This is a genomic window from Comamonas odontotermitis (genome assembly GCF_040396735.1).
GTDB classification, from domain to species: Bacteria; Pseudomonadota; Gammaproteobacteria; order Burkholderiales; family Burkholderiaceae_C; genus Comamonas; species Comamonas odontotermitis_C.
Genome location: NZ_JBEBNZ010000013.1, coordinates 1 through 17,812, shown reverse-complemented (window position 1 = coordinate 17,812; position 17,812 = coordinate 1). Strand labels below are relative to the sequence as shown.

Below are 17,812 nucleotides of genomic sequence, written 5' to 3'. Positions count from 1 at the left end.
TTTGATCAGCGAGGCTTCTTCCAAGAAAAAATGCCTGGCAACCTGCCAGGCATCGTAATTGGCGTGTACGGAAATCAGGCTGCCGCACTGGCAGCTGCAGCGGTGCGCAGGCCAAAGCGCTCGGTGATCGATTTCTGGATTCCTGCCGCATCCAGCCCTTGCAGCGCCATCAGTTTGGCTGGGTCGCCGTGTTCAATGAATTCATCCTTCAAGCCCAGCTGCAGCACCGGTACCTCCAGGCGCAGGGCCTGCAGCGCTTCGAGCACGGCGCTGCCTGCGCCGCCCATCACGCAACCGTCTTCCACGGTCACCAAGGCATCGTGGGTCTGCGCAATCTGCTGCAGCAGTTCCGTATCCAGCGGCTTGGCCCAGCGCATGTTGGCAACGGTGGCGTTGATCTGCTCTGCAGCCTGCAAGGCCGGATACAGCAAGCTGCCAAACGACAGGATGGCGATGCGCGGCGCCCCCGCCACCGCAGGCTGGGCCTGGCGGCGGATTTCGCCCTTGCCAAAGGGCAGGCCCTCCAGCGAATCCAGCGGTGCCACGCCAACGCCCGCGCCACGCGGGTAGCGCACGGTCACGGGGTGGTTCTGTGCATAGGCAGTGCTCAGCAGTTGGCGGCATTCGCGCTCATCGGCCGGGCAAGCCACACTCATGTTGGGAATGCAGCGGGTGAATGCAATGTCGTAATTGCCCGCGTGCGTGGCGCCATCGGCACCGACGAGACCTGCGCGGTCCAGCGCAAACACCACGGGCAGGTTCTGCAGGGCCACGTCGTGGATCAGCTGGTCGTACGCGCGCTGCAGAAAGGTGGAATAAATGGCGACCACCGGCTTGAGTCCTTCGCAGGCCAGGCCTCCGGCAAAGGTGACCGAATGCTGCTCCGCAATGCCCACATCGAAGTAGCGCTTGGGAAAGCGCTTGTGGTATTCGACCATGCCCGAGCCTTCGCGCATGGCTGGAGTGATGGCCACCAGGCGCTCATCATGGGCGGCCATGTCGCACAGCCAGCTGCCAAATACCTGGGTAAAGGTCTGCTTGGGCGGCGTGGCGGGTTTGACAAGACCAATGGCCGGGTCGAACTTGCCCGGGCCATGGTAGGCCACCGGGTCAGCCTCGGCCAGTTTGTAGCCCTGGCCCTTCTTGGTGACGACGTGCAGAAACTGCGGTCCCTTGAGCTGGCGGATGTTCTCCAGCGTGGGAATGAGTGAATCAAGATCATGCCCATCGATGGGGCCGATGTAGTTGAAGCCGAAATTCTCGAACAGCGTGGCAGGCACCACCATGCCCTTGGCCTGTTGCTCCAGCCGTTTGGCAAGCTCCAGCAGCGGCGGCACCTGCTTGAGCACGCTCTTGCCCACGCCACGTGCCTTGGCGTAGAACTGGCCGCTCATCAACTGCGCCAGGTAGCGGTTGAGTGCACCCACCGGCGGGCTGATGCTCATGTCGTTGTCGTTCAGGATGACGAGCAGGTTCGCATCGCTGACACCGGCATTGTTCAAGGCTTCAAACGCCATGCCGGCCGTCATCGCGCCATCGCCGATGATGGCAACTGCCTGGCGGCTTTCTCCCTTGAGCTTGGAGGCTTCGGCCATGCCCAGGGCTGCCGATATGCTGGTGGACGAATGCGCAGTACCGAATGCGTCATATTCGCTCTCGGTACGCAGCGGAAAGCCCGAAATCCCGCCCATCTGGCGCAAGCCGTTCATGCGGTCGCGGCGACCCGTCAGAATCTTGTGCGGATAGGTCTGGTGACCCACATCCCACACGAAGCGGTCATGGGGCGTGTCGTAGACCGCGTGCAAGGCAATGGTCAGCTCGACCGTGCCCAGGTTGGAGCTCAGGTGTCCGCCGGTCTGCGATACGCTCTCCAGAACGAACTCCCGCAGTTCGCGCGCCAGGGTCTTGAGCTCGGCGCGCGACAGCTTGCGCAGATCGGCCGGATCGTTGATGGTGGCGAGCAATGGAAAGTTCTTCGTGGGCATACTACTGTTTCGATAGCTGACTGCGCATGCCAGACAAGCGCTGGCGCAGTTTTTTGTTCAAATCGCAATGGTCTATGGTAGCGCCTTGGGTAAATTGACTGGTATCAAGGCACTTTTTGCACCATGCCTCAATGGCTGCGGCGCACCACCATATCGGCCAGCGCGGCCAGCGCGCGCGGTTGCGCAAGGCCGCTGCTTGCCAGCGCCAGCTGCGCCTCGGCCAGCAGATCATTGGCGTAGGCGCGGGCAGCGTCCAGGCCCATCAGCGATACATAGGTCGGCTTGTCATTGTCCGCGTCCTTGCCGGCCGTCTTGCCCAAGGTGGCGGAATCTGCCACCACATCGAGCACATCGTCGATGACCTGAAAGGCCAGGCCCAGTGCCGCGCCATATTGCCGCAGCGCCGCCAGTGCTGCGCCCGTGATACCGGCGCAGGTGGCGCCCATTTCCACGCTGGCCTGCAGCAACGCACCGGTCTTGAGCTTGTGCATCTGCTGCAACTGAGGCTGCGTCAGGCGCTTGCCAACGCTTGCCAGATCGATTGCCTGGCCCCCTGCCATGCCGTTGTAGCCAGCGGCGAGCGCCAACTGGCGGCACAGCCTGGCTTGCATGGCGTCGGGAATATCGCGCCCCTCGGGCACCAGCAATTCAAATGCCAGGGCCTGGAGGGCATCGCCCGCCAGCAAGGCCTGGGCTTCGCCAAACTGCACATGCACCGTGGGCTTGCCCCTTCGCAGCACATCGTTGTCCATGCAGGGCATGTCATCGTGCACCAGCGAATAGGCATGGATCAGCTCCACCGCACAACCTGCGCGCAAGGCGGCTTCGGCCTGCGGCACGCCCAACGGACCGGCGGACTGGGCAGCGGCCAGCACCAGCAGGGGACGCAGGCGCTTTCCCCCATCGAGCACGGCGTAGCGCATGGGCTCGCCAAGATTGGCGGGAGCGTCGGCCACGATCCATTGGTTCAAGGCCGCTTCCACGCGGGCCAGTTCATCGCTGCACCACTGTGCAAAATTTTCGTGCGCTGCTGTCATTGTTCTCTTTATTCCTCGCTCGCCCAGGGCTTGAGCTGGCCATTGTCCAGCACCTTGATCTGGTCCTGCACCGCTTCGAGCTTGCCACGGCAGTAGGCCAGCAACACGGCGCCGCGCTGGTAAGCGGCCAGCATGTCGTCGAGCGGCAATTGGCCCGACTCGATGCGCGCCACCAGGCCTTCGAGCTCCTGCAAGGCGCTTTCATAGTTGGCGGGTTCGGGCAAATCTGGCGCGGCGGACGCCTTGGATGCTGGGGCCTTGGGCATGGGCTTGCGAGGGCAACCGGGGTTGCCGCTGGTACGGAATGGAAAGCGCTGATTTTAGGCGCTGCGCGCGCCACCACGAACACAGCGCCCGCTGTCCCTGCAAGGCACAGACCCGCGGGCCATCATATCCAGTTCTCCAGACAGGGATTTCGCCCTACTGGAGCGCACAGTCAGCTATCAATTTGATAGAATTCTGAAGCCAGTATGGAAAGGCAGTTCCGTTCTGCAGCCGAGAATTGCTCTCAATTCACGCATGAACGGAACGGGAATAACCCCACTGGGTATAATCCCATTTCTCGCGAAACCGGTATTCTTCTAGGGTAGCCGGTTTTATTTTTTCTCTGCGCATGCACGCGCAACCTCCCTGTGGGGAGTCTTTAGGTCAGGTCACCCATGTCTGATTTAAGTCTTCAACTGCAGCAGGCCGCAAGCCAACTTCCAGTTTCAAGCTATTTCGATCAAGCGCTCTTTGAGCGCGAGATGCAAACCATCTTCCAGCACGGCCCCAAGTATGTCGGCCACCAACTGGCGATCCCCGAGATTGGCGACTATTACGCCCTTCCGCATGAAAAGGAGGGGCGCGCCCTCGTGCGCAGCGCCTCCGGCCAGGCCGAGCTGATCTCCAACGTCTGCCGGCATCGCCAGGCGGTGATGCTCAAGGGCCGGGGCTCGCTCCATCACCAGCAAAAAGGCAGTGCAGGCGGCAACATCGTCTGCCCGCTGCACCGCTGGACCTACAGCCCCAGTGGAGAGCTGCTGGGCGCCCCCCATTTCGCGCAAGACCCTTGCCTCAACCTCAACAACTACCGTTTGCGCGAATGGAACGGCCTGCTGTTTGAAGACAACGGCCGCGACATTCAGGCCGACCTCGCTGGCATGGGCCCGGCAGCAGCGCTCAGCTTTGATGGCTTTGTGCTCAACCACGTGGAAATGCACGAGTGCAACTACAACTGGAAGACCTTCATCGAGGTCTATCTGGAGGACTACCACGTCGGCCCTTTCCACCCAGGCCTGGGCAATTTCGTCACCTGCGACGATCTCCAGTGGGAGTTTGGCAAGGAGTACTCGGTGCAGACCGTAGGCGTTGCGCCCGGTTTTGCCCGCCCTGGCTCCGATACCTACAAGAAGTGGCACGAAGTGCTGCTGGCCTACCGTGGCGGGCAGATGCCCGAGCACGGTGCCATCTGGCTCACCTACTACCCGCACATCATGGTCGAGTGGTATCCGCATGTGCTGACCGTCTCGACCCTGCACCCGATCAGCCCGGAAAAGACCATGAACGTGGTCGAGTTCTACTACCCGGAGGAAATCAGCGCCTTCGAGCCCGAGTTCGTGCAGGCCCAGCGTGCGGCCTACATGGAAACCGCCATTGAGGACGACGAGATCGGCGAGCGCATGGACGCGGGCCGCCGGGCCCTGTGGGAGCGCGGCGACAACGAAGTCGGCCCCTACCAGAGTCCCATGGAAGACGGCATGCAGCACTTTCACGAGTGGTATCGCAGTATGATGAAAGACGCTGTTCTGGCGAAGTAATTCCTCTCAATTACTATCAAATCAATAGCTGCTCGCGCTTGCACAACAAGCGCAAGCAGCTTTTTTATTCTAGAGTCATTCCGATGCAAGCCCTGTGGATGGTGGCCGCCGCCTTTTGTTTCGCACTCATGGGCGTGTGCATCAAGTTCGCATCTGCCCACTACAACGCGGCCGAGATCATCTTCTACCGCGGCCTCATCAGCATGGCCTTGCTGTGGTGGCTGGCCCGACGCAAGAGCATCGGCCTGGGCACGCAGTACCCGCTGATGCATGCCTGGCGCAGCTTCATCGGCGTGCTCTCGATGGGCTTCTGGTTCTACTCCATCGGCAAGCTGCCCCTGGCCACCGCCATGACACTCAACTACATGAGCAGCCTCTGGATTGCAGCCTTTGTCGTGGGCGGCGCGCTCATGGCCTGGCGGCCCAAGGCGGCAGGCGACCAGCCAGCGCTCAATATTCCGCTGGTGCTCACGGTCCTCATCGGCTTTGCCGGTGTGCTGCTGATGCTGCGCCCCAGCATGGATGCCGAGCAGCTGTTTGCCGGCATCATCGGCCTGCTGTCGGGACTGATGTCTGCCTTTGCCTACATGCAGGTGGTGGCGCTCTCGCGCATCGGCGAGCCCGAGCAGCGCGTGGTCTTCTACTTTGCGGTGGGCTCCGCTGTTGCAGGGGGGCTGACCATGCTGTTCACCGGCGCCTCGCCCTTCCCCGGCTGGCCTGCACTCTGGCATATACCCATCGGCATTCTGGCCACGGCAGGCCAGCTGTTCATGACCATGGCCTATGCTAGCGCCACCACGCGCCGCGCGACCCTGGTCGTGGCCAACCTCCAGTACTCGGGCATCGTGTTCGGCGGGCTGGCCAGCATTGTGGTGTTTGGCGACCAGATCCCGGCCATCGGCTGGATCGGCATGGCGCTGATCGTGGGCAGCGGCATTGCTGCCACCGTGCTGCGCAAAGGATAGCTGACAGCGCGCACCAGTCATACGTCAGCCGTGTTTTTCATTCATAAAACACGGCACCGGCGGAGCTGCACCATAATGGCTGAAAACGACTCTTTTTCAGGCTTGAGCGGGCCTTATCCGGCCTGCGCCAGCCGCTTTTTTGGAGCACTGTGATGGCAACCATGCCCTTTACCACCCTCATCACCCCTGCCCAGTTGCAAGCGCTGCAGCAAAGCGCGCCCGGCAGCGTCATGGTGTTCGACTGCACGTTCGAGCTGGCCCAGCCCCTCGCGGGCGAGGCGCTGTATGACGAAGTGCACATTGCCGGCGCCCTGTACGCCAACCTCGACAAGAACCTCAGCGCGCCGCACGACGGCGCTGGCCGGGTGGTCGCGGCGGCATCCGGTGGTCGCCACCCCCTGCCCACGCGCGAAACCTTTGCCACCTGGCTGTCGCAGGTCGGCTTTCGCAACGACATGCAGGCTGTGGTGTATGACCGCAATGGCGTCAATTACGCAGGCCGCCTGTGGTGGATGCTGAAATGGGCAGGCCACGATGCCGTTGCCGTGCTCGACGGTGGCCTGCAGGCCTGGCAGGCCATGGGCGGAGCGGTGGAGAGTGGCAAGCCCACCAGCCATTTTCAGAGCAATTTCGAGCTGAAAGCCCCATTGCGCGAGCTGCGCACCGCAGGCCAGGTACTGCAAGCGCTGGGCAGTGCGCAGACCGTGATCGATGCACGGGCGCCCGCCCGCTATCGCGGCGAGGTGGAGCCGCTTGATCCCGTTGCCGGTCACATTCCAGGTGCGCTCAATCGCTTGTTCAGCACCAACATCGGCGCAGATGGCCGTTTCAAACCAGCTGCCGAGTTGCGCGCCGAATTTGATGCACTGCTGGGCAGCCGCGATCCCGGCACCGTCGTTCACCAATGCGGCAGCGGCGTGAGCGCCCTGCCCAATCTGATTGCCATGGAAATTGCAGGCTACGCGCCCACGGCCTTGTTTGCAGGTAGCTGGAGCGAATGGTGCAGCGATCCGGCGCGTCCGGTTGAGCGCGGGTAAAACGCACCGCCCTCACGCAGCACAACAAAAAATAGAAGCCTGCGCTGTGGGTTAATAGAGCAACCCACAACGTCAGGCCCACAGGCAGGTCCTCGTGACCTACAGCTTCTGAAAATCTAAATTTCTGACCGGTTGGGCTTACACACCCAAAAGATTGCCTTTCCGATCCTTGATTTTGATCACGCTACCAGATGCTGGCGAAGTGCCGTTATATACAAAAGACACGCTCCCCATCTCCTGGGGCGCAGCACCACTGCTGTAGAACTTGCAGCTGACTTGCCTCTCTGCCACAGATTGAAACAGACATTTGACGTTGCCAGATTTATTGCTGACTACACTGTCCACCACCCGATCCAGCGACACTGTTGTCAAAATGCTGCCTGATTTCTCGCCTCGAAAAATCATATGCCAGTCCCCCAGCAAAGATTCTTCAGGGGAACTTTGCGACGTCAACCCCATGCGAACCATCTTCTTAGGCCCCTCGCCGGGAAATTGAATCATTGCCTCTGCCAATGAAGGTGCCCCCTGAAGGTCAATCTGCACAGCGCCAGCGTCCTCCACCACAGATCCACTTCGAGCCGGGCCACCAAAATAGCGCCCTCCACCATAGCGGAAAAGATCAATATCCATGGACGACTGGCCATAAGAGCCCGACCCCATGTGAAAAGTAGAGGCGCCAGTATTCAGGTAATCAAAAATCTGCAACACAGCAATATTGTTTTGCACATCCAAGCTGATACCTCTTCCGGGTTTTCCATTGAGCTCATCCGCGACCACCCAGGTTCCATTGACTGGCATACGGGAGCCATTGCAGTTGTCACCTGGAACAAAGGTCTGCAAGGTTGTAGAAATGCATTGGCCGGGTATAACGCTCCCAGGCACCGCTCCATTGGCCAGCATATTGCCCATCAAGCGTATAGTTTTGCCGGTGGATGCATCCGTGATGACCGTGCCAGTCACATCTGCAGCCGCGTAGCGAAAGCTGATTTTGGGCATGAAATTGGCTGGAGCCTGCGAATCGCTGCGTGTGCAGTCGTAACCCTGGGCACCGCTGCCGGAATACTGGCAGTCGTAGGTCAGGTTCTTGCCAAGAAAGAGTGGCTCATTCGAGCCCAGAAAAAATGGCTTGTAGGTGATCGGGCTCAACTTCAGCTGATACTTGCCTTCGGCCGTCTTGAGCAGCTTGCTTCCCCAAATGACGGCAATCGAATCACCATCAACTGCTAGCCACCTTGCATTTTGACCGTCTCGCATCGCTGTGGCATTGCCGGGGCTAAACGCATCGTCAGAGCTTCCCGCCAAAAAGCGCTCAATCGCTACAGTCTCCTCACCCGGAAACTGCACCGTCCCCCTCAACCCACTAGTAAAAGTAATAGTCACATCGCCTGCATTACCAGCTTCATGGGCCGTAAGTGGCCCACTTCCAAAGTAGTGGCCACCTTCGTAATGCGTCAAGGGAGCTGTTACCGTATTGCCCTTCAATTCACCAAGTGCCGTGTGAAACGTCGCCTCGCCATTGGCCTTGTAGTTGTAGACCTGCATGAAGAAAGTGTCTTCCTGCACATCAATGGCCAGGCCTCGGCCCGGTTTGCCATTGACTTCTGCGCTCACCACCCAGGTACCCGCCTGCGGCGTGAAAGAGCGTTGCTCCGCTTGTGCCAAATTACCCATCAAAAGACAAGCTGCCACAGGCATGCTGCCCAGCCAGGCCAAAGAATACTTCTTCATCAACTAATCCTTTAAAAACAGATCCATTCAACAAAGGTCCACCCGTGACAACGACGGCAATCCAGGCGTGCTATTGCTCCAACAGCGTAGGCAGTTCAGCCACCACCTTGTCTTGGCAGGCTGCCAACATACGACTGAGCTCTTGCTGCACATTGCGATACGAAGCCTCTGCCCAATAGCTCAATGGCTGCGCGGGCTCTGATCGGCCACTGCACTGAACCAGACGCGCAGGCATCACCCAGTTGGATTCGCGGCGCTTGTACACATCGAGATTTAGCAAGAGCTGGTAGTTCGCATCTCCTGCGCCAGTCAGCGTGTCATAAACCAACTGCGCGGAGCCGCCACCGACCACAAGCGGATAGCGAAAGCTCTGTGTCTGACCCAATTTGTCCTGCTCCATACGCGCGTCGACGGCCTTTTGCAGCGATTGGACAAAAGCGGTGGGCACCGGGTTTTGCAAATAAGTCCGGTCATCGACGCCCTCAATAGGAGCACCCTTGAGGTCATCCTTGCTGAAACCATTGGTCGCAATACCGCCCCCCAGCGCAAGCATCAATACGTTCAGCCCTACCTGCCCAGCCACTGCATTGCCCGTATCTTCACGGCGCACGATCTGCACTTCGCCTGGAATTTCTTTGAGCTTGGCACCATTGATAAATGTGCGAGAGTAGTCCACCTTGAGTGTGCCCGGTGGCATGGTAGATGTGGTTGCGCAACCGGCTAATAAGGTTGCACAAGCAATCGCAGCAATAGAAATAGCATTCGATTTCATAATCATCCCAAATAAAAACGCATTGAAAACAAAGCCTATCAAGGGCGTGGCATCAGCTCTCTATTTCCCACTTGCGCATGAATGCATACGGATCTGGATATGAGGGTAATGGACTTACCGGCAGCCACTCCTGAGGAATCAGCACAGTGTCCACATCCAAGGCAAATCCCCAGCGACTTGCAACCTTGGCATAAACACAAGCAAAGGGAGAGACAAAGCGTTCGGCAACAGGTAGTTCGAACACCTGATTGCGAATTTTTGCCACCTTGGGACTGGTGAGTTCATCCAAGGCGTTTTCCATCCCTGCCTTATCCTTTTGTGCCAATGCGAGGTAAAAGCGCATATCCGGCGCATACTTTTTCATCTTCGCAGGCAACGCTTGCAAAAAAACTTCAGCTTTGCGACCCAATGTATTCCATTGTCCGGCTAGGGCCAGGGTGACTTGGTAGTAGCGATATTCGTTCTGGTTAGGGTTGACCACCCGCTGCATACATAGCTTGGAGTCCGGTGTCTTATGCAGCATCCAGTCAATCCAGTAACGAATCATCGGCTCATGGTCACTCAACAGTGGGTAAAACCACGTCGCCTCGTGAATGAAGTCAGAACCATCCGTCTCAGCGATTATGTACATCAGCCTGCTTATCACATAGCTGTGCAGCTTGAATGTAGATAGATCTTGCTCAGCAAACCAAACGTAATCGGCAATTTCAGCATGCAGAATTTTTAGATTACGTAGACAACCTGACAAGCTTCCTTCGCCTTTTTCAATCAAGGTCACTGCTTTTGGTGGTGTCTCTACCTGTACCCATCCATTATCAGTACGTGCCCATCCATCAATACGCTTCTTGCGCTTTTCAATAAACTCCACTTTTTCCGCAATGTAGTGTGGCAGCATAGTTTTCCTCCTATTTAGAGCTGCTAACACAACCCTTGATACATCATTGCTTCGCCTTGTTGTATGTCTGTACTGCCTACGGCTTCGCGCCTAGTCTCAACCGCAAATCTGCGATTTGCTGGGTTGCGTTAGCGGCTCTAAGCGATTCATTTTCATCTTTAACGAAATTATTTATTTTCAGACACATAAAATAAATATAATAGATAATTACTTCCTCAACACTCCATTTGATACTGCAATTACGTTTGTAGGACCAAGTGCGAGGCGAACTAAAATTAATACTGTAGAAACTAAATCAGCAGCACTCTTATCATTCAAGCTAATCATAAATTGTGATTTAGCCATCATTTTATTTTCAAGCGCGATCTCCTTCTCTATATCATTTACTCTATCGACATCGTAGACGATGAATCTATTAAAAAAAAGCCCTTGATGCTGTGTACGCAAAAGATCGATTTTCGCCTGCACCTCTTCTACTTCTAAAGAACAGAAAAAATAGATATCTACCGCCATTTAAATTTCCAGGAATTTCAAAAATATTCCTGAGCAAGCATAGCTTTATTAATCATGCATGATTTACAGGATCGAGCACAGTTTGCACTAATTAGACTACCGACCACCTTACGACTTTCCCCCTACCATTAGTATAAAAGCTACATTGCTATAGATGCGTGTCAGATCGCAAACAGCTTTGTAACGAGCACACTTTTCGTAATAAATTAAATAATTATATTAAATGGGCATTATGCAAATCAGTTATTGATGCAATCTTTAACTCACCTGGCTTTACCTTGGATTCATCAAAATACACCCCTAATCCGCATTGCCTACAAAGAAATGCTAGACGATCATCAAGTCTATTCTTTAAAACTCCCATCCCGCTCCTTCCGCAACGCGGACAAGTGCGACCGCTCTCAAAAATCAGCATATCCTCAAGCGCATCTCTTAGAAATAGGGCAATAGTTGCCTCTTGGGCATTTTCATATCTTTTTGCAGTATTAATGAAATATTGCACATTCGCAGATTCATATGAATTTATCTCGGGCAGATAATCATTAATATCAACATCTAAAAATTGCTCAAAATCATAATCTGAAAATGGCTTTTTTTTAAAAAATTCCAAATTCTTTTTTAGAAAATTCAATATCTCAAACAATAATTCATTTGGAGTCAGTTTATTATTGGCAGTCAAATCCCGAACAAATTCTCTCCATTGAATTTGAAAATATTTACTCATTTTTTTCCTCGTACCGGAAAGGCGGTAATCAGATTTCCAGCTCTGTCTGTATATACTCTCATTGTTGATGTTGGCGCACCACCTTCATTCAAAGATGTTGTTCCAATGGGGTACCCCACATCAACTGTTCTCATAATTGTTCCATCATCAACCGCAGTGACAGGAGAACTAACAACCGCTCTACTCTGAAGAATATCTTTCAGATCGCTCGGTGTTATAGTAAAATAAGAGTTTTAAGATATGCAAATCTCATGTCATTGACATTCAAGTTTAATAAAACACCCAATCGAATTATTTCTTGGTACTCAAACTCATTCAAGATTACATTATTATCTGCTAAAAAATCACACAACATCTCCAATGCCAATTTATTTTCTCCGTGATCCACGTACTCCTTCACAGCATCGATAAGAAATCCGCTCAACTTACCAGAAAATAAGTTAGCTAATTGGAGTATTTCTTCTTCTTTCCCCATAGAATATTACCTCTTTATTGGTTTGTAATTGATTTGCGCCGGAGAAGTATCTGGAAATGCCGTAACTACCCGGCCCGTAATAGGCTCAAAAACAACACGCATTGACACTCCATCACGCGTTTCCCATGCAACCCATCTAGCAGGATTACCCGCTGCGGTGGTCATGCCACCAGTTCCGGTTTGCGCATACCATTGAGTAGTTGGTGAAGTAACTACATCTCCCACGTTGTGCAGTATTTGACCTTCTGTCCAACTCTGCGGATATGTAGACTTACCGGGTTGACCCGGATACATATGCCCACCACTTCCTGGCCCATCACCAAAGAGGATGTGCTGACGATCAGCTGGTGACAGAATATTTACATATTCATCAGCTCCCATTCCCTCGACGGGTGACTTGCCTCCAAAAGCTCCTTCCCCGCTGCCTTGTGGCTTGGGGCCATTAGGCGATGCAGGCTTGGCTCCAGGACGGCCCGCATTAACCCAACCCCGCACACCATTGACCGTTAAAGGTACCGTCGTGCCCGTCAATGCCAATATTCCCACCCGGTAATATCGGAAGTCAATAGCGTCACGCGTGAGTTGGTTGCAATCCGCGGGGCTCATTCCGCTGCAGTTGTTTTCTCTAAATCTCGCGACTTCTGCAGCCTGCTGCGCATCTGGCCCAAACAATGATTGCTGGCCTCTGACCGATCCATAGGTGTTGACGTTATCTTGTCTGTCTGCCAGACCTCTACCCCAGTCGGTGTAGCCTGGAGGGAAAGCATCTGCAACTTCACCTCTCCCCGCCGCTTGACCTTCCAGCCGGTTGACGCAGGCTACGTCTCCTGCAAATATGCAGCTATTAACAGCATTGATATTCTCATTCGACAGCCCCAGGTATTTGTCCCGAATGACTTTGAGATCCTCGTCTGAGCAGCCTCCGCTTTGGGCTTTGCATTGAGCGATTTCTTTGTTCAGCTTGCCAGCTTGCTGGTGTGTGAGGAAGTTGTTAGCCGTCGCATTGCCTCCAGCCATCGCACCAGATGTACCTCCAGCCGCAGCGCCTGTTCCCACACCCAATACAAGCAGGACCGCATCCTTGCCCGCACCCTCCATGCCCAGGTCGGTCAAGATTTTGTCTGCCTGTGGCAGCACTGCCTGGCTTGCCGCTGCTCCGGCAGCCCCTCCGGCACCTCCTGTCAGGCCTCCTACCACCGCGTGCGCTATCACGCGGTACGCGCCTCCCTCGTCCCATTTAGCCGCTTCTGCCTCCAGCTCTTGTTTGCGCGCTGGATCTGTCTCCTGTTCTGCCTCTTGTCGCAAGGCATCGGCTTTTCTTCCTGCTTGGTCTCCTATGAATTTGCTTGCATTCGATCCAAACTCAGAAGTGACAGTAATGCCAGCATTGACGTTATCGCTGACCCTGTCTTTGTCAAAGATTGGCTTGAGGCCTGTTTCCTTGTCTCCCGTTCTCGCACTGCTATTGCCAGCAATGCCCGAGATACCAGCCTGTGTTGTGCTGCTGGCACTGCCATTGTCTCGGCCTGCGCCAGCACTGCTGCTGCCCAGGCTTCCTCCCACACCCAGCGTTATTTGCGAGCCGCTGGCGTTGTATTCGGCCTGGTTCTGCAGGTCGCTCATTACCAGCTGACCACCCGTGTGGAAGCTGTTCTTGCCCTCATCCACCGCCTTTTGCGTGCTGGTGATGGCGCCACCCTTTAAGGTAGTGTCTCCAGCTACATTGACTTGGAAGCCTCCGTCACCGGCTCGTATGCCGCTTTGGGTACCCGTGCTTTGGTAGTTGCTGTCGATATTGGTGTTGCCATGGCTGACTGTGAGCCCGGGCATGCCCGCACCAATGGGAATAACCAAACTAAAGCCGCTATTGCTGCTGTGTTCGTTGTAGTTGTCCTTGTTTTGCAGGCTTTCGATGGTGAGGTTACCGCCCACATCGGCCTTGACGCTGTTGCCCGCTACCGTTGCCCCGCGCAAGGTGGTGTCGCCCGCGCTTTGCACGCTGACATTGCCACCTGCTTTGACAGTGGTGTTGTTGTAGCTGACGCCAGTGCCACTGCCTTGGCCACTGCTTTGGTTGTAGCCTGCGTTGATATTGGGGCCAGCACCGCTGGAGCCAACATTGAAACCTACGCCGATGCTGGCCGAGCTGCTGCTGTGGCTGCTTTCCGTGGTGTAGGCATTTTGAGAGGCTTCCAGGGCAATGCTGCCCTTGTCGGCCTTCAGGCTGATGTCTTTGCCCGCATCAATGGCACTGCCGCGCACCTTGAGGTCGCCTTCGGTGGCCGTGATGTGGACGTTGCCATCGGCATGCACGGCCGAGCCTGCACCGGTGTTTTGCTGGTAGGTGCTGGTGGAATGGCTTTGGCTGGTGCCCAGGCTGACGTTGATGCCGATGTTGGTCGGCATTTCTCCGTTCATGAGTTGCGTGGCATCCTGCTGCACGCTGCCCGCGTTGTTGTAGGCATACAGGCCTCCGGCGGCCAGGCCCAGCGCCTGGGTGCGCCCATCGCTGGTTTTGCCAATGGCGTTACCCAAGCTTTGTGCAGTCTGCGCGGCGCTGACGATGGGGCTGCTGATGCTTACCGTCAGCCCACTTTGCTTGGCGCGCATTTCGAACTTTTCTTTTTCGATTTCGCGCGCTTCATCGATCGAGACTGTTTTGCCAACAACGTTGATGTCGCCCGCAGCCAGCACTGCCGAGCCTGTTTGCTGGTAGTGGCCGCCCGCCACTATGGTGACGTCGCCCTTCTTGTTCTCGCCTTCTTTGCCTCCCTGGGCCTGTACGCTGGATGCTGCAGCGCGCGTGCTGTCGTTGGTGTGTGTGGTAGAGGTGGTGCTGCTGCCAATCGTAAAGCCCAGGCCGCCACTGCCAAAGATGCCGCTCTTCTTGGTTTCCTTGAAGCTTTCGGCACTGGCTACATCTTGCCCGGCCAGGATGCTGACGTTGCCCTCTGCAACCAGTGTGGCCGATTCCTGCCCCACCACGTGTGAGCCGCGCAGGTTGATATCTTGCCCGGCCTGCACATAAACTTTGTCACCGCTGACAACGGTGCCCTCGCTGAGGCTGGCGTGGCCCGTGTCAACGGTGGTGGTGCGCTTGCTGCTTAAAAAGCCGCTGCTCTTGCTGTAGCTTTCCTCGTAGCGGTCATGCTCGGTTTGCACGTCTAGCAGGTTGACATCACCGCTTGCAATGAGGGCTGTATTGCCCTTGGCAGTGACGGTGGCACCTTGCAGTGTGATGTTGCCAGGGCCCTTGCCCGAGCTGATTTCCGTGGGTTTTACCGCCACAGGGTCATCTGGGGTGCCTGTGCCACTACGGGGATTGGCTGGCTTAGGTACGGGAGTTCCGTTGGCAATGAGCGTGATGCCACCATCCGCAGTGATTTCACCGCCCTTGAGGGTTTCATTGCTTTGCGCCAGGCGGTGTTCTTTGCGGCCGCTTTTTTCGTAGTCGTTGGTATAGGCGCTGTCTTTGGCGGCCTGCACGGTGACGCTCGCGCCCTTGACGACGATGTCTTTACCCGCAGTGAGGTTGGAGCCGATGATGCCCACATCACCCTTGGCAGCAATTTGCACATCGCCTTCTTTGCTGGAGACGACTGCGCTGTGGTTGGTTACGCCGGTGCTTTCGCCTTCGGTGCGGGTGTTTGCCAAGGTGGTCTGTTTGCCGCTATAGGTAGCGCTGCTGTCCGCCTTCAGGGCTTGCAGGTCGACATTGCCGGTGGCCGAGATGCCCACGCCTTGCTTGCCTTCGATCTGGCTGCCGGAGAGCAGTACGTTGCCGCCTGATTTGCTGGCGTCGGTGCCCGCGCCGCCATCGGCAATGATGGCTACCTTGCCGCCTGCGGTTACGGTGCCTCCGCTGTAGCTTTCGCTACGCGTGGTGCTGGTTTCGCGGTCAGTTTCGCGGCCATCGACCGTGCGTGTCTGCTCTTTGGTGGTGACGGTGCTTTCTTTGGCTGCCTTCACGGTCACGTCTGCGCCCTTGAGCAGCACGTCCTTGCCAGCATTGATGCTGCCACCAGTAATTGCAAGCTTGCCGCCAGCGGCAATGGCGACACTGCCTTCTCCGCTTTGAATGGTGGTGCCAACACTGGTAGTGGTTGTGGTGGTGCTTGCCTGGCGATTTTCGATAACCGAGGTGCCCTCTACAAAGGTGTCACTGCCACTGGCGCTGTTGTTCCAGGCTTGGGTTTCTGTCAGATTTTTATTGGCATGAACAGTTTGGGTGGTCTGCTTGGCTCCCAGATTAATGTTGCCACCTGCATTAAGGCCCACGCCTTGCTTGCCTTCAACCTTGCTGGCAATGAGGTCGATGTCGCCACCGGCATCCAGTACAAACTTGCCTGCATCGCTGATGAACTGGCCTTCATTGGCTGCAATGTTGCCACCCGCCTGCAAAAAGCCTCCGTTGCTCGCAACGATGCGGCCACGGTTGTTGCTGATGTCTCCCTTGATATCGGTGACAAGCGTGCGAGCCTGAATGAGGCCGTTGTCGTTGTTCAGGTATTTGCCATTGAGGCTGGCGGTGCCGCCTGCCCTGATGCTGGCACCGAAGTTGTCAATGCCTTCTGCAGCGTTGATGATGAGCTGGTTGGTGACATCAAGCTGGCCATGGTTGACGAACTGCCCACTCAGGTTGAGCTGCAAGTCATTGGCGCTGATGCCGCCAGGCACCACGCGCAATTGGTTCCAGTCTGGCCACTTCGGGTTGAAGCCCGAACCCATCAATACCGCGACGGCGCCTTCCGGCGTCTGGAAGATGGGGTCTTTGAGGTTGAGGGTACGCGCTGGCGGCGTGGGAGTTGGTCCATCGCCATTGCCTGCCACAGGGGTGCCTGCGGAACCGGTATCGCCTGCGCCGCCATTGTTGCCTGCGCCGCTTCCTGCGCCACTCGTATCGGTGGTCGCTACATTGGTGCTACCTGCTGCGTTCGGGTCATTCACCGCCAGTGGCTTGATATTGCCGGTCGTGGTATCTGCCGTGTTGCCAGCCTGTGCGTTACCCGCATTGACCTGGGTGCCCTGTGCGTTGGTGACCAGAGGTAGGCCTGTAGCCGGATCAATGCCAGGGTTGATGGTGATGCTGCCGCCATTGATGACGAGTGAGTCACCAACAATGGTGCCGGTATTGGGGCCTGTGAGAGTGATCTCGGAATACCCGGGCCCTGTATCCAGCCGTGCCATCGATAGTGCATCTGTTTGCACTTGTACCGTGTTTCCGCCCGAATCCTTGCCTTCCCAGGTTACTTTTTGATCAAGATTGACCTGGTTAACGCTGTAGTTGCCTCCAACCCGCGCATCCGAGGCAATATTTTCAAGGCTGCCAGTAAATGCTCCACCAATATAGAGTTGCGCACGATGGGCAACGTCGGTGTAGCCTATGATCTGCGCTCCCGTTAGCCCTGTGGGATAGGTGTCCACGCGATAAGGATCATGGAGAACATCGGGCGCGCCATTCACGTCTCGGGTGCCGGTAGCCTCGTTGCTGATATTGCCGGAGGCATTGCCCTTGATCGCCACGGTTCCCTGGTTGGTCAGGGTACCCGTCCAGTTGACGTCGGTGCTGGCAACATTCCAGCTCTCGCCTACGCCTACCGAGATACCGCCAACCTGCAGATCGAGTTTACCCAATGCCACGAGGGCATTGCCCGCCGGCGCGTAGTTGCCTGCCATGGTCAAGGTGGCGTCCTGCAAGCTACCAACAGTGCCGCCCGTGTTGCTGTATGCCCCAGCCTTGATGTCGAGCTTTTCGCCAGCGATCACGACACCGGTAGAGGCATTGTTAAAGCCACCATTGGTCTGGATAGTGACCTTGCTTGGGGCGGCATTTTGCCCATAGACAATTCCTGCGTTGCTGAAACTGTCGCCCTTGATGGTGA

At 56.2% G+C, this 17,812-nt stretch carries 13 protein-coding genes; 3 read left to right on the top strand and 10 right to left on the bottom strand.

Annotated elements, in window-relative coordinates:
* Positions 1-74 precede the first annotated feature (74 nt).
* The 3 genes from dxs to ACH2DG_RS12565 form a co-directional block, all read right to left on the bottom strand.
* Complete coding sequence (dxs, locus tag ACH2DG_RS12575; RefSeq protein ID WP_395026515.1) at positions 75-1,985, bottom strand: 1-deoxy-D-xylulose-5-phosphate synthase; 1,911 nt, start codon at positions 1,983-1,985, stop codon at positions 75-77.
* Positions 1,986-2,113: 128 nt separating this feature from the next.
* Positions 2,114-3,022: a polyprenyl synthetase family protein gene (locus tag ACH2DG_RS12570; RefSeq protein ID WP_395026513.1), complete on the bottom strand. Its 909-nt coding sequence runs from the start codon at positions 3,020-3,022 to the stop codon at positions 2,114-2,116.
* 8 nt (positions 3,023-3,030) lie between these two features.
* A complete protein-coding gene (locus ACH2DG_RS12565; protein ID WP_395026511.1) occupies positions 3,031-3,288 on the bottom strand; it encodes an exodeoxyribonuclease VII small subunit in 258 nt (85 codons plus the stop codon).
* 393 nt (positions 3,289-3,681) lie between these two features.
* On the opposite strand from ACH2DG_RS12565, the gene ACH2DG_RS12560 reads away from it, so the two are divergent.
* From ACH2DG_RS12560 to ACH2DG_RS12550, 3 genes are all read left to right on the top strand, one after another.
* Entirely contained in the window at positions 3,682-4,821 is a 1,140-nt protein-coding gene (locus tag ACH2DG_RS12560) for an aromatic ring-hydroxylating dioxygenase subunit alpha (protein WP_395026510.1), read from the top strand.
* 83 nt (positions 4,822-4,904) lie between these two features.
* Positions 4,905-5,786, top strand: a complete 882-nt coding sequence (locus ACH2DG_RS12555) for a DMT family transporter (protein WP_395026508.1) — start codon at positions 4,905-4,907, stop codon at positions 5,784-5,786.
* Positions 5,787-5,947: 161 nt separating this feature from the next.
* Entirely contained in the window at positions 5,948-6,823 is an 876-nt protein-coding gene (locus ACH2DG_RS12550; protein ID WP_395026656.1) for a sulfurtransferase, read from the top strand.
* 138 nt (positions 6,824-6,961) lie between these two features.
* Here ACH2DG_RS12550 and ACH2DG_RS12545 read toward each other — a convergent pair whose 3' ends face one another.
* From ACH2DG_RS12545 to ACH2DG_RS12515, 7 genes are all read right to left on the bottom strand, one after another.
* Positions 6,962-8,551 carry a hypothetical protein gene (locus ACH2DG_RS12545; protein ID WP_395026507.1) on the bottom strand — a complete coding sequence of 530 codons (1,590 nt, stop codon included), beginning with the start codon at positions 8,549-8,551 and terminating at the stop codon, positions 6,962-6,964.
* Positions 8,552-8,621: 70 nt separating this feature from the next.
* Positions 8,622-9,323, bottom strand: coding sequence for a hypothetical protein (locus ACH2DG_RS12540; protein ID WP_395026506.1), 702 nt, complete (start codon positions 9,321-9,323; stop codon positions 8,622-8,624).
* A gap of 52 nt (positions 9,324-9,375) precedes the next feature.
* Entirely contained in the window at positions 9,376-10,218 is an 843-nt protein-coding gene (locus tag ACH2DG_RS12535; protein ID WP_395026504.1) for an Imm49 family immunity protein, read from the bottom strand.
* Between the two features lie 207 nt (positions 10,219-10,425).
* Positions 10,426-10,731: a hypothetical protein gene (locus ACH2DG_RS12530; RefSeq protein ID WP_395026503.1), complete on the bottom strand. Its 306-nt coding sequence runs from the start codon at positions 10,729-10,731 to the stop codon at positions 10,426-10,428.
* A 214-nt stretch (positions 10,732-10,945) separates the two neighbouring features.
* Positions 10,946-11,455, bottom strand: a complete 510-nt coding sequence (locus tag ACH2DG_RS12525) for a hypothetical protein (RefSeq protein ID WP_395026502.1) — start codon at positions 11,453-11,455, stop codon at positions 10,946-10,948.
* 214 nt (positions 11,456-11,669) lie between these two features.
* Positions 11,670-11,930 carry a MafI family immunity protein gene (locus ACH2DG_RS12520; protein ID WP_395026501.1) on the bottom strand — a complete coding sequence of 87 codons (261 nt, stop codon included), beginning with the start codon at positions 11,928-11,930 and terminating at the stop codon, positions 11,670-11,672.
* A gap of 6 nt (positions 11,931-11,936) precedes the next feature.
* Positions 11,937-17,812, bottom strand: a 5,876-nt coding sequence (locus tag ACH2DG_RS12515; protein ID WP_395026499.1) for a hemagglutinin repeat-containing protein, incomplete at its 5' end; no start/stop codon positions are given.